This window comes from Pseudomonas sp. IT-347P (assembly GCF_949768005.1).
Lineage (GTDB): Bacteria > Pseudomonadota > Gammaproteobacteria > Pseudomonadales > Pseudomonadaceae > Aquipseudomonas.
Window position 1 is genome coordinate 798804 of record NZ_CATKPQ010000022.1, and the last position, 21446, is coordinate 820249.

The window sequence follows — 21446 nt, forward strand, 5'->3', positions numbered from 1 at the left end:
CAAAAGTACTTGGATCAAAACAGCGCCCGGCAAAGTTTAGCCGAGCACCTTCAGTTATTAGCCTTGGGCGACCAAGGCGTCGACAGGTTCAATAGTATCGTGTCGCACCACCGCGCCGAACTGCTGAACCATTTGCTGGATGAACGGATCGCCGTGGATCGACTCTTCCGCCTCGCGCTGTCGGTTGGCACGCCGACGGGAAGCGGCTTGCGCCGGCGTTTCCTGCTCGGGCTTGATCAGTTCGATGGTCAGGCTCAGCGTGCGACCGTGGAACTGGTTCAACGCATCGTTGAGACGGCGCTGTTGCGTGGCGTTGAACAAAGCGCTGTGTGCCGGATCGAGGTGCATCAGCCAATGGTCGCCATCAACGGCAATCAACGTGCAGTTGGCGGCAATACTGCCGGTCATGCCGGAAATCGGCAGTTTCGGAAACAGCTCCAGCCATTGCAGCGCCAGACCAGTGGCCGGCGCCGCAGCCGGTTCTGGCTCGGGCTCCGGGGCTGGCTCGGCGGCGTGCTCGCTGGCCAATTCATCGAGGTAACTGTAGGCCGAATCCATGTCCGGCTCGATGTAGTCCTCGTCCAGCGGTGGCTCGTCATCCAGGTCGATGCCCGGGGTGGCGGCATCGACGTCGGCGACCGACGGCTCGGGAATCGGCGCGGCAGCCCACTCAGGTGCCTCCGGGACGACGCTGTCCGGGGTCGGCAGCGGCATCGGCGGCAACTCGGGTTGCTCGGCGGTGGTTTCCAGCACCGGCTCGACGGCGGGTTGCTGCGCAGGCTCGGGTTCAGCCTCGGGTTCCACCGGGTCATTCCACGGCAGGTCGACGACTGCTTCAGCGACAACCGGCACGGGTTCAGATTCAGGTTCTGGCGCGGCAACCGGTGCAGGCTCGGGAGCCAATGCCGGGGTTGCAGCAGGTGCCGGCGCTGGTGCCGGCGCAACCGCCGCAGCGACTACCGGCGCAGGTTTGGGCGCGGCAGCCACTGAGTTTGCGGAATCAACTGTGGCCTGGCTGATCCCCACTGGCTTTAGCGGTTGCCTCGGGGCGTCCGCGGTGTCGGCGGGCCGGAAGGCGAGCATCCGCAGCAGGACCATTTCGAAGCCACCGCGCGGGTCTGGCGCCAGCGGTAAATCGCGGCGACCGATCAGGCCCATCTGGTAATAGAACTGCACATCTTCGGCCGGCAAGGCCTGCGCCAGGGCCAACACGCGATCGCGATCGCCGTGCCCGTTGTCGACACCTTCCGGCAACGCCTGAGCGATGGCCACGCGGTGCAATACGTTGAGAATTTCCGAGAGCACGCCGTTCCAGTCCGGGCCTTGTTCGGCCAGGTGGCGCACCGCTTCGAGCAACGCCTTGGCGTCGCCTTCGATCAATGAATGCAGGACGTCGTAGACCTGACCGTGATCCAGCGTGCCGAGCATCGCCCGCACGTCGGTGGCCAGCACCTTGCCTTCACCGAAAGCAATCGCCTGATCGGTCAGGCTCATGGCGTCTCGCATCGAGCCGTCAGCAGCGCGACCGAGCAACCACAGCGCATCGTCTTCGAACGGCACGTTTTCGGCGGTCAGTACGTGGGTCAAATGCTCGACCACACGCTCCGGCGTCATGTTCTTCAGCGAGAACTGCAGGCAGCGCGACAAAATCGTTGCCGGAAGTTTCTGCGGATCCGTGGTCGCGAGGATGAACTTGACGTACGGCGGCGGCTCTTCAAGGGTTTTCAGCAGCGCATTGAAGGAATGGCTGGAGAGCATGTGCACTTCGTCGATCAGGTAGACCTTGAAGCGCCCACGGCTCGGGGCGTACTGCACGTTGTCGAGCAGTTCGCGGGTGTCTTCGACCTTGGTGCGGCTCGCGGCGTCGATCTCGATCAGGTCGACAAAGCGCCCTTCATCGATCTCACGGCACACCGAACACTCGCCGCACGGGCTGGAAGTGATACCTGTCTCACAGTTCAGGCATTTGGCAATGATCCGCGCAATCGTGGTTTTACCCACCCCGCGCGTGCCGGTGAACAGGTACGCGTGGTGCAGCCGCTGGCTGTCCAAGGCATTGATCAGAGCCTTGAGCACATGGGTCTGGCCGACCATTTCGCGGAACGAGCGCGGACGCCATTTACGTGCAAGAACCTGATAACTCATCGAAAACCGTCGCAACGAAGGAAGCTGAAGCGGCTAATGCTAGCGGAGCAAGGGCAAAATTGCATCCGGTGTCCTCGTCTAATATGGCTAAGCTGCATGAGCAGAGGCGTTTATCGGCTCGGGAGCGGGAATTACCGGAGCATTTATGCGGTGGGCCGTGGGGGCGTTGCTGGGAATCAGCCTGAACGTGACGGCCGCGCAAGCCCCGTTGCGTTTCGCCATGCCCGACAGCTGGGCCATGCCCATGGTGCAATACGAACGCGGTCGCCCGACCCAGGGCATCCTCTACGACCTGTTGCTCAGCCTGGCGACGCAGGTCGGCGTACCGGCCGAGTTTCACGTCCTGCCCCGCGCCCGCGTACAAACCGCCATGGAACACGGCGAGATCGACGTGCGCTGCTATGCCGCACAGTCATGGCTGCCGAATCAGTCGGGGGATTACATCTGGAGTCTTCCGCTGTTCTTCCAGCGCGATCTATTGATCAGCCGCAAGGATCAACCGGCCAGCACTGACCCCGCGCACCTGCCCCGCCAGTCCATCGGCACCGTTCTTGGCTACACCTACCCCACCCTGCAACCGCTGTTCGATGCAGACCGACTGCAACGTGAAGATGCGCGCAATCAGGAGCAGGTGCTGGAGAAGCTGTTGGCCGGGCGTTATCGCTATGCGGTGAGCAATCAGTGGACGCTGGACTGGTTCAACCAGCGCTTGCTACCTGACCAGCAACTGCAAGGGGTCGCGGTGCTGCAGGAGCAGAAGGTGGGTTGTTATGTGAGGAATGATCCGAAGGTGCCGGTGCAGCGGATATTGCGCACGTTGCTGCGGATGAAAATGTCGGGGGAGATTGATGAGATTATCCGGCTGTATACCGGGTCCTCTGAAGCCACCCCATAACCCCTGTAGGAGTGAGCCTGCTCGCGATGGCGGTGTGTCAGTCAATTCATTGTTTGCAGGCACGACGCCATCGCGAGCAGGCTCGATCCTACAGGGGAGTTGTGTCGGATTCATAAATCGCAGACACAAAAAAACCGCAGTGGGCGAAACCCATGCAGTTCTGTTTGAAGCGTTCGGTTGTTCGTTAAGGTGGTAACCCCACCAGCCACACCCCGGCACACAATGTTCCCGCTGTGGCTGCTGCCTTCCGGCTCTGACCAGGTTCACGGGTAATCGTTGCGGGGGGACCGATGGGGTCACCATAACGATGCTTGCCTGTCGGCGAGCCGCGCCATTGTACCTGTCTGAGATGAAGTTACAACCGTTGGTTGCAGATTAAAAACATGAATCGCTTCAAGGACATAAAGATCGCAGCTTGCAGCAGCTTCTAAAGGGCCAGAACCTCATCCGCCCTGCCGCCCGCCTGCTGAATCACCAGATGAATGAAGTGCAGTTTGGCAATTGCCGGTGCCGGCAGCACGAACGGGTAGAAATCCGGCTGGCCCATGCTGCGTGACAGTTCATTGAGCATGCCGGCCAGTTCAATCCACGCGTTGACGAAGGACAGGAACGCCTCGCCGCCGGGATGCTCCGGGTCGTACAGCGTGCTGGGGGGAAACGGCTGGTAATCAAAATCCATTTCCCGCGCGCTCATGCCAAAACCCAGCGCCGTGTCCACCGCATCCATCATGTGCAGGTAATGCGCCCAGGTTTCCGCCCAGTCTTCCCACGGGTGCATGGTTGCGTAGGCACTGACGTATTGTTGCGGCCAGTCCAGCGGTGCGCCTTGTTGATAGTGGCGATCGAGCGCCTCGGCGTAACTGGCGCGTTCGTCGCCGAACAGGTTGCGGAATGAGCCGAGCCACGGGCCGTTGGCGATCAGGCGATCCCAGTAATAGTGACCGACCTCATGACGAAAATGCCCGAGCAGCGTGCGATAGGGTTCGTGCATCGCCGCCCTCACCTGCTCGCGGTGGGCGTCGTCGGCCTCTTTGATATCGAGGGTGATCAGGCCATTGGCGTGGCCGGTCATCGGCGCGTTGCCTTCGAGGTCGACGCCAATGAAATCGAATGCCAGTCCGGTGTCTTCATCGACGGTTTTCGGGATAACGGGCAGGCCGAGAGTGATCAGTTGCGCAACGAGGCGACGCTTGGCGATTTCAACCTTGCGCCAGCGTTCAGGATTGTCCGGATCGGACAGATCGGGAATGGTGCGATTGAGGCTGCAGGCAACGCACAGACTGTCATGATCATTGGCCGGCAGCAGCCAGTTGCACGCAGCGGGTGTATCAAGGTTGGCGCAGCGGCGGAACAGTCCGGCGTCGGGATCGGCGTCGAGCGTCCAGGTGCCTTCGTATGGCCCCGGTTGCAGCGACGTCAGCCGACTTTCTTCCGGCTGATAACCGAGCAAGGCGCCGCACGCCAGGCACTGACTGTTGCGAAAAAATAGCGACTGGCCGCAGCGGCACGGCCAGACTTTGCTGTTGCGCGAAGATTCGCCCATGAACGGCGCGATGATGCGGGAACTGAGCTGCTCGAAAAAGCGGTGCATGGCGATCTCTCCCTGGGGCTTGCCAAGACTAGATCATTCCCATGACAACATCGTTCCCGCGCTGTGTTTGGGATAAGTCAAAAGATCTTAAACGGCGACGCCGTGGGTTTTGAGGAACGCAATGAAGGTTTCTTCGTCCATCACCTTCACGCCCAGCTCGTTGGCCTTGGTCAGCTTGGAGCCGGCACCGGGACCTGCAACCACGCAATGAGTCTTCGCCGACACGGAACCGGCAACCTTGGCGCCAAGACTTTCCAGATGCTCCTTGGCCACGTCACGGCTCATCAACTCGACCTTGCCAGTCAACACCCAGGTTTCCCCGGACAGCGGCAAGCCTTCAACAACCTTCTTCTCGCTCTGCCAGTGCATGCCGAAATCGCGCAGTTGTTTTTCGGATGCCTCAGCCAGTTGCCGATGTTCAGGCAGCGCAAAAAACTCGCGAACCGAATTCGCCTGTTTCTCCGGCAACGCCTGGCGCATGTCCAGCCAGTCGGCATTCATCACTGCTTCCAGCGAGCCGAACTTGTCCGCCAGTTTTTGCGCGCCGCCCGGACCGACCGAGGGAATGTGCAGCTTGTCGAGAAAGCCCCCAAGCGTGGTGCTGGCGGCAAACTCGGCGCCCAGCTCACCCTGATCCTGAATCTGTAAACCATGACCGAGCAACTCGGTGATGACCTGCTGGTTATGCGCATCTTCGAAGAAGCTGTGGATCTCGTGCGCCACTTCCAGCCCCACGTCCGGCAGGTAGGTCAGTACTTGCGGCAGCGCCTGCTGCACGCGCTCCAGAGAACCGAGTGAGCGCGCCAGCACCTTGGCGGTCTCCTCGCCGACATCGGGAATACCCAGCGCATAGATGAAACGCGCCAGCCCCGGTTTCTTGCTGTCTTCGATGGCCGCCAGCAATTTGTTGCTCGACACCTCGGCAAAGCCTTCCAGATCGACAATATCTTCAAACTTCAGCGCATACAGATCGGCCGGCGAACTGACCAGTCCCTCATCGACCAATTGCTCGACACTCTTGTCACCCAAGCCTTCGATGTCCATCGCCCGACGCGAGACGAAATGAATGATCGCCTGCTTCAGTTGCGCACCACAGGCCAGTCGACCCACGCAGCGATACACCGCGCCTTCGCTAACGGTTTCCTTGCCCTTGCTGCGCTTGATCAGTTGCGTGCGTTCGACGTGCGAACCGCACACCGGGCAGCTCTCTGGAATCTGCACCACGCGCGCGTTTTCCGGGCGGCGATCCATGACCACTTGCACCACTTGCGGAATCACATCACCGGCGCGACGGATGATCACGGTGTCGCCGATCATCAGCCCCAGACGCGCGACCTCATCCATGTTGTGCAGCGTGGCGTTGGCCACGGTCACACCGGCCACTTTCACCGGTTTCAGACGCGCCACCGGCGTAACGGCGCCAGTGCGGCCTACCTGGAATTCCACATCGAGCAGCTCGGTGAGTTCTTCCATCGCCGGGAATTTGTGCGCAATCGCCCAGCGCGGCTCGCGAGCGCGGAAGCCCAGTTCACGCTGATCGGCAATGCTGTTGACTTTGAACACCACACCGTCGATTTCGTAAGCCAGCGCGTTGCGTCGCGCGCCGATGTCGCGGTAGTAGTCCAGGCATTCACCGATGCCCTTGGCCAGTTTCAGTTCGTGGCTGATCGGCAGGCCCCACTTCTGCAACTGTTTGAGGTTGCCGATGTGGGTATCGGAAATATCGTGAGAGACCTGACCGATGCCGTAGCAGCAGAATTCCAGCGGGCGATTGGCGGTGATCTTCGAATCGAGCTGACGCAAACTGCCGGCGGCGGCATTGCGCGGGTTGGCGAAGGTCTTGCCGCCGATTTCCAGTTGCGAGGCGTTAAGGCGCTCGAACCCGGCCTTGGACATAAACACTTCACCGCGCACTTCCAGGGTCGCTGGCCAGCCTTCGCCGTGCAGCTTCAGGGGAATGTTGCGCACGGTGCGTACGTTGACGCTGATGTCTTCGCCGGTGGTGCCATCGCCGCGTGTAGCGCCGCGCACCAGCACGCCGTCCTGATACAGCAGGCTGACCGCCAGGCCATCGAGTTTTGGCTCGCAGCTGTATTCCACCGCCGTGCCCCCACCGAACAGATCGCCGGCCGGCACGTCCAGACCTTCGGCCACACGGCGGTCGAATTCGCGCATGTCGGTTTCTTCGAAGGCGTTGCCGAGGCTGAGCATCGGCACTTCGTGACGCACCTGGGTGAACGCGGTCAGCGCCACGCTGCCGACGCGCTGGGTCGGCGAGTCGCTGGTTATCAGTTCCGGATGGGCCGCTTCCAGCGCTTTGAGCTCGTGAAACAACCGGTCGTACTCGGCATCCGGAATGCTCGGCTCGTCGAGGACGTGATAACGGTAGTTGTGCTGATCGAGTTCAGCGCGCAGCTCTAGAATGCGGTTTTTGGCGGCGGTCATGGGTGTTCTCTCATAAAGCAAAAGAGCAGCCGAGGCTGCTCAATCTTCTCAATCACAGTAGCTCATGGCTATGGACATTGTGGCGAGGGAGCTTGCTCCCTCGCCACCACTGCGCTCCGAACTCAGCGCTTCTGGGTCAGGGCGCGACGTTCGAACTCGACGATACGCTGACGGTAGTGCTCGATGGTCTGCGCGGTCAGGACGCTGCGCTGGTCATCTTTCAGCTCACCATTCAGTTCCTGCGACAGCTTGCGTGCTGCAGCCACCATCACGTCGAAGGCTTGCTTCGGATGACGCGGGCCTGGCAAGCCGAGGAAGAAGCTCACCGCCGGGGTGCTGAAATGGTCGATATCGTCCAGATCGAAGATCCCCGGTTTGACCGCGTTGGCCATGGAGAACAGCACTTCACCGTTGCCAGCCATGCTTTCGTGGCGGTGGAAAATATCCATCTCACCGAAACGCAGACCGCTTTCGAGAATGTTCTGCAACAGCGCCGGGCCTTTGAAGCCGGCAGCGTCGCGACAGATCACGCTGATCACCAGCACCTCTTCGGCTTGTGGCTGATCCTTGTCGGCCACCGCCGGCGCAGGCTTGCTGTCCTCGGCGAAATCGTCGTCACGGCTGCTGAAGCTCGGGCCGCCGTCCAGATCCAGGTCGAGGTTCAGATCGCCCTGAGCCGGGCCATTGCTGCCACGCTTGCCACGTTTCGAGCCGGATTCGCGAGGCTCGCGTGCTTCGCGGGCCGGCATGCTCACCGACGGCAGATCGTGTTCGTCCAGCTGCGGTTCTTTGTGGGTGTCCAGCACGCGGGCCGGGCCCAACAGCTCAGCGCTGGTGTCCTCGTCCGGCAGATTGGACAGACTTCGGTCAAGGCGGAATTTCAGTTTTCCCTTGCCGCCGCGCATACGGCGCCAGCCATCGAAAAGAATACCGGCTATCACAATGATGCCGATGACGATCAGCCACTCGCGCAGACCGATTTCCATGTAATCCCGTGCCTCTATAAAAAATGCTGAAAAATAAGGGGTTTACATTGTGCAAACCGCTTTAAAACGTGGCGCCAACTCTATGTTCTGACAGGCGTTTTGCCCACGTATACGAAAAATTGACATTAAACTAGCACGACCAAAGACAACTTTACACCGTCTGTCTCATTGGCTTGCGTGAATATGTCGATTGGCCAGCAAGTCGATCCTGGTAAAAAAGTCCTACAACCTTCAATTACCTTTCCGACACCACGCTGGCTCAGGCGTCCACCATCGCCATCGCCTCCTCGACATCCACGGCCACCAGTCGCGAACACCCCGGCTCATGCATCGTTACGCCCATCAACTGTTCGGCCATTTCCATGGCGATCTTGTTGTGGGTGATATAGATGAACTGCACGGTCTGCGACATCTCTTTGACCAAGCGTGCGTAGCGTCCAACGTTAGCGTCATCCAGTGGCGCGTCAACCTCATCAAGCATGCAGAACGGCGCCGGGTTCAATTTGAAGATGGCAAAAACCAGTGCCAGCGCGGTCAGGGCTTTCTCCCCGCCGGAGAGCAAATGGATGGTGCTGTTCTTCTTCCCTGGCGGCTGCGCCATGATCGTTACCCCTGTATCGAGTAGATCTTCGCCCGTCAGTTCCAAATACGCGCGCCCGCCACCGAAAACTTTTGGGAAAAGCGCCTGTAAACCGCCATTGATCTGATCAAAGGTATCTTTGAAGCGGTTGCGGGTTTCCTTGTCGATCTTGCGAATGACGTTTTCCAGGGTCTCCAGCGCTTCGACCAGATCGGCGTCCTGCGCATCCAGATAACGTTTACGCTCGGATTGTTGCGTGTATTCGTCGATGGCTGCCAGGTTAATCGCACCCAGGCGCTGAATCCGCGCGTTGATGCGTTCGAGTTCTTCTTCGGCTTCGCGTTCACTGGCTTGCGCGGTCAATGTCGCGAGCACGCCGTTGAGATCGTAGCCGTCTTCGAGCAATTGATCCTGCAAAGCCTTGCGGCGCACGGTCAGGGCTTGCCATTCCATGCGTTGCTGTTCGAGTTGACCGCGAATCAGCTGCGACTGTTGTTCGGCCTGAGTCCGGCGCTTTTCCGCGTCGCGCAGTTCACGGTCGGCGTCTTCCAGCGCGATCTGCGCGGTTTTCAGTTCTTCATCGACGGTCATGCGCTTGTCGAGCAGTTCTTCGAGCTTCAGACGCAGTTCTTCCAGTGGCGCCTCGCCCTCCTCCAAGTTCAGACTCAGCTGTTCGCGCTTTTCGGTCAGGCGCTCGGCCTGCATTTCCAGCCGCTCCAGCGCCTGACGCGTAGAGTCGTGCTGCGCACGCAATGAGCCAAGACGCACGGCCAACTGATGGGCGTGATCCTTGTGTTGCCGCGCTTCCTGACGCACGCGGTCGAGGCGTTCGCGCAGGCTGTCGCGCTGGGCCAGCAGCAACTCGCGCTGCTCGGTGTCCAGCGCCATGGCATCCAGCGCTTCCTGCAATTGCATGCGCGCTTCGCCGATCTGTTCGTGCTCGAGTTCGCGTTGTTCGCCGAGTTCAACCAGCTCCTCATCGAGACGGGTACGACGCAACGTCAGCTGTTCGGCCTTGGCTTTGCCGGCGGACAGCTGCGCTTTCAGCTCGCCCTGCTGACGTGCTTCGTCTTGCAGCAAACGACGCAAATGTTCGCGACCGTTTTCCTGCTGACGTTGTTGCGCGCGCAAGGTTTGCAGGCGGGTTTCCATGGCCTCGACCGTGGCTTCTTTCTCTTCACGCTCAAGATGCAGCGCTTCGATTTCCTGGCCACGGGCGAGCATGCCGCTTTCCGCTTCGCTGGCCCGTCGAACGCGCAGAAAGTGGCGGCCGACCCAGTAACCGTCGCGGCTGATCAGGCTCTCGCCAGCACTCAACTGCCCGCGTAAAGCCAAGGCTTGCTCAAGGCTGTCGACCGGTTTGACCTGACCGAGCCACGGCGACAGATCGATCTGTGCGTCGACTTTATCGAGCAAACTGCCCGCGACGCGCACGCCATCGCTGGCCGGGCTGAGCAGACGCAGATCGCCCTGCGTGAAACCGGACAGATCAAAACCGCTGAAATCGTCGACCAGCACCGCTTGCAGATCGGCGCCGAGCACGGTTTCCACCGCCAGTTCCCAACCGGCCTCGACCTTCAAGCCCTCGGCCAGACGCGGACGCTCGGCGAGATTGTGTTCCTTCAACCATTCGGCGGTACCGGTGCCCGGGTCGAGCGCGGCTTGCTGCAAGGCTTCAAGGGACGCCAGGCGACCGTTGAGGCGCTGCAAATCGCCCTGCGCCTGCTGCTGCGCGGTCAGCGCTTGCTGCAACTCCTGGCGCAGTTGTTCAAGTTTTTCGACTTGTGCTTCTTCGCTGGTCTGCAGATCTTCGAGGGTCGCTTCGGACTCGGCGAGCTGCTCGTTGAGCTCCATGATCGCCGCGTCTTCCGGGTCGGCCGAGAGCAACGCGCGCTCTTCGCCGAGACGCTTTTGCCGATCAGCGAGGCGTTCCATGCTGGTTTCCAGCTGCTGGATGCGCGACTGCTGCACTTCGGCCTGACGACGCGGTTCGGCGGCGGTCAGGTTGAAGGCGTCCCACTGCTCCTGCCAGCCATGCATGACGGCTTCGGAATCTTCCAGCGCAGCGGCGGCTTCTTCGGCGGCGGCGCTGGTGACTTCCTGCTCGGGGGTGAGCATGTCCAGCTCTTCGCCGAGGGTCAGCAGCAACGTGCGGTCGTGGCCCAGATGCGATTCGGTTTCGAGGCGAGCGCGCTCGGCTTCTTTCAAGTCGTCCTGCAACTGCCGCAGACGTTGCTGGCCGTGCTGGATGCTCTGCTCGACCCGGGCGATGTCACCGCCGACCGAATAGAAGCGCCCCTGCACCAGATTGAAGCGTTCAGACAGGTCATGGTGACCGTCACGCAGGCGTTCGATGGCCGCATCCGCATTACGCTGCTCAGCAACCAGCGCTTCGAAACTGATTTCCTGGGTACCGATGATCGACTCGCGCTGACCGACCTGATCGTTGAGATCCTGCCAGCGCAGGGCCGACAGTTGCGCCTTGAGCTGACGCTCTTCGGCTTTGAATTCCTGATACTTCTTTGCCGCTTCGGCCTGGCGGTGCAAACGTTCGAGTTGGCGCTCCAGCTCTTCGCGCAGGTCGGTCAGACGCGCAAGGTTTTCGTGGGTGCGGCGGATGCGGTTTTCGGTCTCGCGGCGGCGCTCCTTGTATTTGGAGATGCCTGCTGCCTCTTCGATGAAATTACGCAGGTCTTCGGGCTTGGATTCGATCAGCTTGGAGATCATCCCCTGCTCGATGATCGAATAGCTGCGCGGGCCGAGGCCGGTGCCGAGGAAAATATCGGTGATGTCGCGTCGACGGCATTTGGTGCCGTTGAGGTAATAGGTGGTCTGGCTGTCGCGGGTCACTTTGCGGCGAATCGAGATCTCGGCGTAGGCCGCGTACTCACCGAGCAAGGTGCCGTCAGAGTTGTCGAAGACCAGCTCGATGCTGGCCTGACTCACCGGTTTGCGGCTGGTCGAACCGTTGAAGATGACGTCGGTCATCGATTCGCCACGGAGGTTCTTCGCCGAACTCTCGCCCATCACCCAGCGAACGGCGTCGATGATGTTCGACTTGCCGCAACCGTTCGGCCCGACGACTGCCGCCATGTTACTGGGGAAGTTCACGGTGGTCGGGTCGACGAAGGATTTGAATCCCGCCAGTTTGATGCACTTGAGCCGCACGCTTAGGCAACCGTCAGGGCAGAAACCACCAGATCGCAGCTGCGCTGGGCGTAAGCCGTGAGCACGATGCGGATCTGCGGCAAATCACGGGCGAGCACGGCGGCGAGCAGGCGTTCGAACAGTTCGAGGAACTCACTCATTGAAGCCTTGCGCTGTTCGAGGGCAAGGAAGTAAGCGCGGCTCATGGCCGGCTGCAGATTCTCGACGGTCTCTTGCAGGTACGGATTGTTGGCGAACGGATAGGCAGCGCGCATCACGGCGAAGCTGTCGTCGACGAAGCTGCGGATGTCCTGACGCTCGTAGCTGGCGGTCAGGCGCTGCTGGATCTGCACGAACGGCGCCATGTCCGACTGCACTTGCCAGCCATTGGCCACCGAGTTGCCGAGCAGAATGTACAGCTCGCTCATCAGCGTGCACAGGCTCTGTACCTTGTGCGGCGTCAGCTCGGTGACGTGCGCGCCACGGCGCGGCAGGATCGCGATCAGGTGGCGGCGTTCGAGGATCAGCAGGGCTTCGCGGACCGAGCCGCGGCTGACATTAAGTGCCAGCGTGACCTTCTGTTCCTGGATGCGCTCTCCCGGCTTCATTTCGCCACGAATGATGCGTTCGGCGAGGTGGTGAGCGATTTGCTCGGCGAGGCTGTCCGGCGCCTTGAACGTCATGGTTGTCCTTCAAACTCTATCGATCTGCACAAGCGGCGCAGTGTAGCGCAAATGCACGGTCATGGCGGAGTGCCCACCCAGCGGTTTTTGGCACGAATCCCGCAAAAAAGCAGGGTGACCAATGAGGGTCAATACTGAATAGACACGTTGTCGATCGACGAAAAGCATTTTCCTGACCTTTAAGTCAGAAAACCATTGACCGAAAAGTCAGACCTGCTAAATTCGGTTCACGTCGGTTAACAACAATAATGAGTCTGCGAGGCCTTCCGTGATCCAGTTTTTAATTAACCAGGAACTCCGTAGCGAGCACGCCCTGGACCCGAATCTGACTGTGCTCAATTACCTGCGTGAACACGTTGGCAAGTCCGGCACCAAAGAAGGTTGCGCCAGCGGTGACTGCGGCGCCTGCACCGTGGTGGTCGGCGAGTTGCAAACGGATGACGAGGGTCGCGAACACATTCGCTATCGCAGCCTCAACTCGTGCCTGACCTTTGTCTCGTCGCTGCACGGCAAACAATTGATCAGCGTGGAAGACCTCAAGCACCAGGGCGAACTGCACAGCGTGCAAAAAGCCATGGTCGAGTGCCACGGCTCGCAGTGCGGTTTCTGCACGCCGGGCTTCGTCATGTCACTGTTCGCCCTGCAAAAGAACAGCGATGCACCGGATCAGGCCAAGGCCCACGAAGCACTGGCCGGCAACCTCTGCCGCTGCACCGGTTACCGACCGATTCTGGCCGCCGCCGAGCAATCGTGCTGCGGCAAACCAGCGGATCAGTTCGATGCCCGCGAAACGGAAACCATCGCCCGACTGAAAGCCATCGCCCCAACCGATATCGGCGAACTCAACAGCGGCGACAAGCGTTGTCTGGTGCCGCTGACCGTCGCCGATCTGGCCGACCTCTACGACGCTTATCCACAAGCGCGCCTGCTCGCCGGCGGCACCGATCTGGCCCTGGAAGTCACCCAGTTCCACCGCACCCTGCCGGTGATGATCTATGTCGGCAACGTCGCCGAAATGAAACGCATCGAAACCTTCGACGACCGCATCGAAATCGGCGCGGCCACTGCCCTCTCCGACTGCTACGAAGCATTGAACGCCGAGTATCCGGACTTCGGCGAACTGCTGCACCGCTTCGCCTCGCTGCAAATCCGCAATCAAGGCACCCTCGGCGGCAACATCGGCAACGCCTCGCCAATCGGTGACTCGCCACCGCTGCTGATCGCCCTCGGTGCGCAGGTCGTGCTGTGCAAAGGCGAAACCCGCCGCACGCTGAACCTGGAAGATTACTTCATCGACTACAAAGTCACGGCCCGCCAGGAAAGTGAATTCATCGAAAAAATCATCGTCCCGCGCGCCAGCGCCGAACAGCTGTTTCGCGCCTACAAAGTCTCCAAGCGTCTGGACGATGACATTTCCGCTGTCTGCGCCGCCTTCAACCTGCGCGTCGAAAACGGCGTGATCACTGACGCACGCATGGCTTTCGGCGGCATGGCGGCGATCCCGAAACGTGCGGCACATTGCGAAGCCGTGCTGGTCGGTCAGCCCTTCAACAACGCCTTGATCGAACGCGCCTGCGCCGCCCTGGCCGAAGACTTCACACCACTCTCGGACTTCCGCGCCAGCAAGGAATATCGCCTGCTCAGCGCGCAGAACCTGCTGCGCAAATACTTCATCGAACTGCAAACACCGCACATCGAGACTCGGGTGACCGCTTATGTCTAACCATCACGCCGTAGAGAAGACCCAGGCTGAACTGGCCGAACTGTTTGCCAAGGATCTGACCACCGGTGTCGGCCGCAGCGTCAAGCACGACAGTGCCGCCAAGCACGTGTCCGGTGAAGCGCAGTACATCGATGACCGCCTGGAATTTCCCAACCAGTTGCACCTGTATGCACGCCTGTCCGACCGCGCCCACGCGAAAATCATCCGCATCGACACGTCGCCGTGCTACGCCTTCGAGGGTGTGCGCATCGCCATCACCCACGAAGACGTGCCGGGCCTGAAAGACATCGGCCCGTTGCTGCCGGGCGACCCGCTGCTGGCCATCGATGACGTGCAATTCGTCGGTCAACCGGTGCTCGCCGTGGCCGCGAAGGATTTGGAAACCGCGCGCAAGGCCGCCATGGCCGCGATCATCGAATACGAAGATCTCGAGCCGGTGCTGGATGTGGTCGACGCCCTGCGCAAACGCCACTTCGTCCTCGACAGTCACACCCACCAGCGCGGCGATTCGGTTTCTGCACTGGCCACCGCTGAACACCGCATTCAAGGCACGCTGCATATCGGCGGTCAGGAACACTTCTATCTGGAGACGCAGATCTCTTCGGTGATGCCCACCGAAGACGGCGGCATGATCGTTTATTGCTCGACGCAGAACCCGACCGAAGTGCAGAAACTGGTCGCCGAAGTGCTTGACGTGTCGATGAATAAAATCGTCGTCGACATGCGCCGCATGGGCGGTGGTTTCGGTGGCAAGGAAACTCAGGCGGCCAGCCCGGCGTGTCTGTGCGCGGTGGTTGCGCACCTCACTGGCCAACCGACCAAGATGCGCCTGCCGCGCGTCGAAGACATGCTGATGACCGGCAAGCGCCACCCGTTCTACGTCGAATACGACGTCGGCTTCGACAGCTCCGGGCGCCTGCACGGAATCAACATGGACCTGGCCGGCAACTGCGGCTGCTCGCCGGACTTGTCGGCCTCGATTGTTGACCGGGCGATGTTCCACTCGGACAACTCGTACTATCTGGGCGATGCGACCATCCACGGACACCGCTGCAAGACCAACACCGCGTCGAACACCGCTTACCGTGGTTTCGGTGGCCCGCAAGGCATGGTCGCAATCGAGGAAGTGATGGACGCCATTGCCCGTCACCTCAACCTCGATCCGCTCGCTGTGCGCAAGGCTAACTACTACGGCAAGACCGAGCGCAACGTCACCCACTACTACCAGACCGTCGAGCACAACATGCTCGAAGAAATGACCGCCGAACTGGAAGAAAGCAGCCAGTATCACGAGCGCCGCGAGGCGATCCGTCGCTACAATGCCCACAGCCCGATCCTGAAAAAAGGCCTGGCGCTGACCCCGGTGAAATTCGGCATTTCCTTTACCGCCAGCTTCCTGAACCAGGCCGGCGCGCTGATCCACATCTACACCGATGGCAGCATCCACCTGAACCACGGCGGCACGGAAATGGGCCAGGGTTTGAACACCAAAGTCGCGCAGGTCGTGGCCGAAGTGTTCCAGGTGGAAATCGACCGCGTGCAAATCACCGCGACCAACACCGACAAGGTGCCGAACACCTCGCCGACGGCGGCCTCCAGCGGTGCCGATCTCAATGGTAAAGCGGCGCAGAACGCCGCCGAGACCATCAAGAAACGCCTGATCGAATTCGCCGCGCGCCATTACAAAGTCAGCGAAGAAGACGTTGAGTTCCGCAATGGCCACGTGCGTGTACGCGAACAGATTCTGACTTTTGAAGCGCTGATCCAGCAGGCGTATTTCAATCAGGTGTCGCTGTCGAGCACCGGCTTCTACAAGACCCCGAAAATCTATTACGACCGCAGCCAGGCCCGTGGCCGTCCGTTCTACTACTTCGCCTTCGGCGCGGCGTGCTGCGAAGTGATCGTCGACACCCTGACCGGCGAGTACAAGATGCTGCGCACCGACATCCTGCACGACGTCGGCGCCTCGCTGAACCCGTCCATCGACATCGGTCAGGTTGAGGGTGGTTTCATTCAGGGCATGGGCTGGCTGACCATGGAAGAACTGGTCTGGAACAACAAAGGCAAGCTGATGACCAATGGCCCGGCCAGCTACAAGATCCCGGCCGTGGCGGACATGCCGCTCGATCTGCGGGTGAAGCTGGTGGAAAACCGCAAAAACCCGGAGGACACGGTGTTCCATTCCAAGGCTGTCGGTGAACCGCCGTTCATGCTCGGGATTGCCTCGTGGTGCGCGATCAAGGATGCGGTGGCAAGTCTCGGTGACTACAAGCATCAGCCGAAGATCGATGCGCCGGCGACCCCGGAGCGGGTGTTGTGGGGCTGCGAGCAGATGCGTCAGCTCAAGACCGTGAAAGCGGTTGCGACTAAATCCGAGCTGGCTCCGCTCTAAAGACCGAGGTGCGGCTTTCGCGAGCAAGCCCGCTCCCACAGGGATTTGTGCTAACTGTTGGACTTGTACAAATCCAAATGTGGGAGCGGGCTTGCTCGCGAAGAGGCCCGAACAGACAACGAAGATGTCGAGGTGAACATGTACAACTGGATCGACGCCCTCGCCGACCTGCAGAACCAGGGCGAACCCTGCGTTCTGGTGACGATCATCGAAGAACTCGGCTCGACCCCGCGTAACGCCGGCTCGAAAATGGTCGTCAGCGCCGACCGGATGTTCGACACCATCGGTGGCGGCCATCTGGAATACAAAGCCATGCAGATCGCCCGCGAGATGCTCGCCAGCGGTCAGCAGGACACGCATCTGCAGCGCTTCAGCCTTGGCGCCAGCCTCGGCCAATGCTGTGGCGGCGCCACCGTGTTGCTGTTCGAACCGATGGGCCAGGTGCAGGCGCGGATCGCCGTGTTCGGTGCCGGCCACGTTGGCCGCGCCCTCGTGCCGCTGCTCGCCAGCCTGCCCTGCCGGGTGCGCTGGATCGATTCGCGCGAGGCCGAATTCCCCGAACACATCCCTCACGGCGTGCGTAAAATCGTCGCCGAAGAGCCTGTGGATGAAATCGATGAGCTGCCCGCCGGCAGCTACTGCATCGTCATGACCCACAACCATCAGCTCGATCTGGAGCTGACCGCCGCGATTCTCAAGCGTAATGACTTCACCTGGTTTGGCCTGATCGGTTCGAAAACCAAACGCGCCAAATTCGAACACCGGCTGCGCGATCGCGGTTTCGACCCGAGCGTGGTTCAGCGCATGCGCTGCCCGATGGGCATCGGCGAAGTCAAAGGCAAACTGCCTGTGGAAATCGCCATCTCCATCGCCGGCGAAATCATCGCCACCTACAACGCCAACTTCGGCCAGCAGACTGCCAGCGCCGAACCGATTGCCAAACTGCTGCCGGTTTCGCGGCGCAGTCAGGCGACCAAACTCAAAGCCTCAAACTGATTAGAGAACCCTCATGCCTCTGACTCGCAAAGCCTACCGCGCCGCCATCCTGCACAGCATCGCCGACCCCGCCGAAGTCGGGATCGAAGCCTCCTACGAATATTTCGAGGACGGCCTGCTGGTGGTCGATGGCGGCAAGATCAGCGCCCTCGGCCACGCCAGTGAGCTGCTGCCGACCCTGGCGGCGGACATCGAAATCGAGCACTACCAGGATGCGTTGATCACTCCAGGCTTCATCGACACCCACATTCACTTTCCGCAAACCGGCATGGTCGGCGCCTACGGCGAGCAATTGCTCGACTGGCTGAACACCTACACCTTCCCGTGCGAAAGCCAGTTTGGCGATAAGGCCCACGCCGATGAGGTCGCAGACATTTTCATCAAGGAACTGCTGCGCAACGGCACCACCACCGCGCTGGTGTTCGGCAGCGTGCACCCGCAATCGGTGAACTCGTTTTTCGAAGCCGCCGAGAAGCTCGACCTGCGCATGATCGCCGGCAAGGTGATGATGGACCGCAACGCCCCGGACTACCTGACCGACACCGCCGAATCGAGCTACGTCGAAAGCAAAGCGCTGATCGAGCGCTGGCACGGCAAGGGCCGTCTGCACTACGCGGTCACCCCGCGCTTCGCGCCGACCAGCACTCCGGAACAACTGACCCTCGCCGGCCAGTTGCTGACCGAATACCCGGATCTGTACATGCAGACCCACATCAGCGAGAACCTCAAGGAAATCGAGTGGGTCAAGGAATTGTTCCCTGAGCGCAAGGGCTACCTCGACGTTTACGATCACTACCAATTGCTCGGCGAGCGCTCGGTATTCGCCCACGGCGTGCACCTGTGCGACGACGAATGCGCGCGCCTGGCGGAAACCGGTTCGGCGATCTCGTTCTGCCCGACCTCGAACCTGTTCCTCGGCAGCGGCCTGTTCAATCTGCCGATGGCCGAGAGGCACAAGCTGAACGTCGGTCTGGGCACTGATGTTGGCGGCGGCACCAGTTTCTCGCTGCTGCAAACACTGAACGAAGCCTACAAAGTGATGCAACTGCAAGGTGCGCGACTGAGCCCGTTCAAATCGTTATATCTGGCGACATTGGGTGGCGCGCGGGCGCTGCGCCTGGAAGACAAGATCGGCAACCTGCAACCGGGTTCCGACGCCGACTTCCTGGTGCTGGACTACAACGCCACGCCGCTGCTGAGCTACCGCTTGAAGCAGTCGAATAACATTGCCGAAACGCTGTTTGTACTGATGACGCTGGGGGATGACCGCACGGTGGCGCAGACGTACGCGGCAGGGGCTTTGGTGCATCAGCGCTAGGTTTTCCCGAGGCATAAAAAATCCCCCGGTAGTGTATACCCCGGGGGATTTTTTTGTCTTTCAGGACGTCTTCGCGAGCAAGCCCGCTCCCACATTTGAAATGCATCCCCCTGGGGAAACGCGGTCGAATGTGGGAGCGGGCTTGCTCGCGAAGGAAGCAACTCGGTGCCCCTTAGACCTTGGCGCTCGAGCGCCCCGGTTTCTTGGTCTGCAACAGATGCGAAAACACCGCATGCAGATCATCCGACGCACCTTCTTCGTCAAGGTTGAGCTTGCTGTCGATGTGATCCATATGATGCATCATCAGATTCACCGCCAGTTCACCATCGCGCTTCTCGATCGCGTCGATCAACTGGGTATGTTCGTCATACGAGCAGTGCGAGCGGTTGCCGCTTTCATATTGGGCAATGATCAGCGACGTCTGCGAAACCAGGCTGCGCTGGAAGCTGATCAACGGTGCATTCATCGCCGCTTCGGCCAGTTTCAGGTGAAATTCGCCCGACAGACGAATACCGGCGCCGCGATCACCGCGGGAGAAGCTGTCGCGTTCGTCGTTGACCATCTGACGCAGCTCGGCAATCTGCTCGGCGGTAGCGTGTTGCACCGCCAGCTCAGTGATCGCACGTTCGACCAGACGCCGGGCGAGAAACACCTGGCGCGCCTCTTCAACACTTGGACTGGCGACGACGGCGCCACGGTTCGGCCGCAACAGCACCACGCCTTCATGGGCCAGACGCGACAGCGCGCGGCGAATGATGGTGCGGCTGACCCCGAAGATTTCCCCCAGCGCTTCTTCGCTCAATTTGGTGCCGGGCGCCAGACGCTGTTCGAGAATGGCCTCGAAGATATGCGCGTAGACAATATCGTCCTGGGTTCCGCTGCGGCCGGCTTTGCCTGCTCGCGGTTGTTTCTTGAGGGGTTGCAACTGTTCGTTCATGGGCACTCGAGTCGGGAGAACTGCGGCGAATAGACCGTGACTGTAATACGGCACAGTAGGTCGCTGGCAAGTATCGCGTAAAAAACAGCGCGATTGTACACAATGGATGGTGGCAACACGACTGTACGGCTGTTTGTGACTTCCGCTGTATTGCAACGATCCGTTGCGTTTGAGTTTAGGCTTGATCACAGAATCCGCCTTTTGCGCACAATCTCCCCCTGTGGGAACGGGCTTGCTCGCTCCCACATGGGATCTTCATTGGTATAAGGAACACCGCCGTCATGAACGACGCCACCCACACCCGACTGCGCCCGCTGGCCGACACTTCGCCCTCGGCCATCGTCGCCGGGTTCATCGCGATGATGACCGGTTACACCAGCTCACTGGTGCTGATGTTCCAGGCCGGGCAAGCGGCCGGCCTGAGCAGCGGGCAGATTTCTTCGTGGATCTGGGCGATCTCGATCGGCATGGCGGTGTGCTCGATTGGCCTGTCGTTGCGCTATCGCACGCCAATCACCATCGCCTGGTCGACACCCGGCGCAGCATTGCTGATCACCAGCCTCGGCGGCGTCACCTATGGCGAGGCCATCGGCGCCTACATCACTTGCGCGGTGCTGGTGACGATCTGCGGCCTGACCGGCAGCTTCGAACGCCTGGTAAAAAAGATCCCCGCGTCACTGGCGGCGGCATTGCTGGCCGGGATCCTGTTCAAGATCGGCAGCGAAATCTTCGTCGCCGCACAGCACCGCACCGGGCTGGTGCTGGGGATGTTCTTTACTTATCTGCTGATCAAACGCCTGTCGCCACGTTATGCCGTGCTCGCCGCGCTGCTGATCGGCACCGCGCTGTCGGGGTTCATGGGCTTGCTGGATTTCAGCGCTTTTCATCTGGAAGTGGCAACGCCGGTGTGGACCACGCCGCACTTTTCGCTGGCGGCGACCATCAGCATCGGCATTCCGCTGTTCGTGGTCGCGATGACCTCGCAGAACATGCCCGGCATCGCCGTCCTGCGCGCCGACGGTTACACCGTGCCGGCATCGCCGCTGATCACCACCACCGGCATCGCCTCGCTTTTGCTGGCGCCGTTCGGCTCCCACGGCATCAACCTCGCCGCCATCAGCGCAGCGATCTGCACCGGGCCACACGCCCATGAAGACCGCAACAAGCGCTACACGGCTGCCGTGTGGTGCGGGATTTTCTATGGCATTGCCGGGGTGTTCGGCGCCACGTTGGCGGCGTTGTTCGCGGCGTTGCCGAAGGAACTGGTGCTGTCGATTGCCGCACTGGCGCTGTTCGGCTCGATCATCAATGGCTTGAGCATTGCCATGACCGAGGTGAAGGAACGGGAGGCGGCGTTGATTACCTTCATGGTCACGGCGTCGGGGCTGACACTGTTTTCCATTGGTTCGGCATTTTGGGGGATCGTTGCGGGAGTTTTGACCCTGGTGATTTTGAATTGGCGTAAAGCTTAAGATCAAAAGCCCCTCACCCTAGCCCTCTCCCGGAGGGAGAGGGGGCTGACCGCGTTGGATGCGGGAGTTATAGCGACACATGACTCCGAGTTGAACTCAGGTTTTGAACAGCTCGCAAATCGGCTCCCTCTCCAGG

The 21446-nt window shown here is 60.6% G+C and carries 13 protein-coding genes and 1 other RNA gene; 6 read left to right on the forward strand and 8 right to left on the reverse strand.

Annotated features, from left to right (window positions below):
- Positions 1–57 precede the first annotated feature (57 nt).
- On the reverse strand, positions 58–2145 hold the full coding sequence (dnaX, locus tag ACM6IV_RS12445; protein WP_414870205.1) for a DNA polymerase III subunit gamma/tau: 2088 nt from the start codon (positions 2143–2145) through the stop codon (positions 58–60).
- A gap of 145 nt (positions 2146–2290) precedes the next feature.
- On the opposite strand from dnaX, the gene ACM6IV_RS12450 reads away from it, so the two are divergent.
- A complete protein-coding gene (locus ACM6IV_RS12450; protein WP_414870206.1) occupies positions 2291–3040 on the forward strand; it encodes a substrate-binding periplasmic protein in 750 nt (249 codons plus the stop codon).
- Between the two features lie 196 nt (positions 3041–3236).
- Here ACM6IV_RS12450 and ffs read toward each other — a convergent pair.
- From ffs to ACM6IV_RS12480, 6 genes are all read right to left on the reverse strand, one after another.
- An RNA gene (ffs, locus tag ACM6IV_RS12455) (signal recognition particle sRNA small type) lies at positions 3237–3333 on the reverse strand.
- 134 nt (positions 3334–3467) lie between these two features.
- Positions 3468–4631: a putative zinc-binding metallopeptidase gene (locus tag ACM6IV_RS12460; protein ID WP_414870207.1), complete on the reverse strand. Its 1164-nt coding sequence runs from the start codon at positions 4629–4631 to the stop codon at positions 3468–3470.
- 87 nt (positions 4632–4718) lie between these two features.
- Complete coding sequence (ligA, locus tag ACM6IV_RS12465; protein ID WP_414870208.1) at positions 4719–7076, reverse strand: NAD-dependent DNA ligase LigA; 2358 nt, start codon at positions 7074–7076, stop codon at positions 4719–4721.
- A gap of 122 nt (positions 7077–7198) precedes the next feature.
- Entirely contained in the window at positions 7199–8062 is an 864-nt protein-coding gene (zipA, locus tag ACM6IV_RS12470) for a cell division protein ZipA (protein WP_194934557.1), read from the reverse strand.
- A gap of 259 nt (positions 8063–8321) precedes the next feature.
- On the reverse strand, positions 8322–11810 hold the full coding sequence (gene smc, locus ACM6IV_RS12475; protein WP_414870209.1) for a chromosome segregation protein SMC: 3489 nt from the start codon (positions 11808–11810) through the stop codon (positions 8322–8324).
- 2 nt (positions 11811–11812) lie between these two features.
- The gene (locus ACM6IV_RS12480) at positions 11813–12472 is read right to left on the reverse strand and encodes a GntR family transcriptional regulator (protein ID WP_160038949.1); all 660 of its coding nucleotides are present in this window, start codon (positions 12470–12472) and stop codon (positions 11813–11815) included.
- A 268-nt stretch (positions 12473–12740) separates the two neighbouring features.
- On the opposite strand from ACM6IV_RS12480, the gene xdhA reads away from it, so the two are divergent.
- From xdhA to guaD, 4 genes are all read left to right on the forward strand, one after another.
- A complete protein-coding gene (gene xdhA, locus ACM6IV_RS12485) occupies positions 12741–14195 on the forward strand; it encodes a xanthine dehydrogenase small subunit (RefSeq protein WP_414870210.1) in 1455 nt (484 codons plus the stop codon).
- Positions 14188–16587 carry a xanthine dehydrogenase molybdopterin binding subunit gene (xdhB, locus tag ACM6IV_RS12490; protein ID WP_414870211.1) on the forward strand — a complete coding sequence of 800 codons (2400 nt, stop codon included), beginning with the start codon at positions 14188–14190 and terminating at the stop codon, positions 16585–16587. Before xdhA ends, xdhB begins: the two co-directional genes overlap by 8 nt.
- 138 nt (positions 16588–16725) lie before the next feature.
- On the forward strand, positions 16726–17583 hold the full coding sequence (xdhC, locus tag ACM6IV_RS12495; protein WP_414870212.1) for a xanthine dehydrogenase accessory protein XdhC: 858 nt from the start codon (positions 16726–16728) through the stop codon (positions 17581–17583).
- 13 nt (positions 17584–17596) lie between these two features.
- Positions 17597–18901 (forward strand): guanine deaminase, encoded by a 1305-nt coding sequence (guaD, locus tag ACM6IV_RS12500; protein ID WP_414870213.1) that lies wholly within the window; start codon positions 17597–17599, stop codon positions 18899–18901.
- A 172-nt stretch (positions 18902–19073) separates the two neighbouring features.
- On the opposite strand, the gene ACM6IV_RS12505 is transcribed toward guaD, so the two are convergent.
- Positions 19074–19838, reverse strand: coding sequence for a GntR family transcriptional regulator (locus tag ACM6IV_RS12505; RefSeq protein WP_414870214.1), 765 nt, complete (start codon positions 19836–19838; stop codon positions 19074–19076).
- A gap of 281 nt (positions 19839–20119) precedes the next feature.
- Here ACM6IV_RS12505 and ACM6IV_RS12510 point away from each other — a divergent pair, with 281 nt between their 5' ends.
- Positions 20120–21310 (forward strand): benzoate/H(+) symporter BenE family transporter, encoded by a 1191-nt coding sequence (locus ACM6IV_RS12510; RefSeq protein ID WP_414870215.1) that lies wholly within the window; start codon positions 20120–20122, stop codon positions 21308–21310.
- Positions 21311–21446 lie beyond the last annotated feature (136 nt).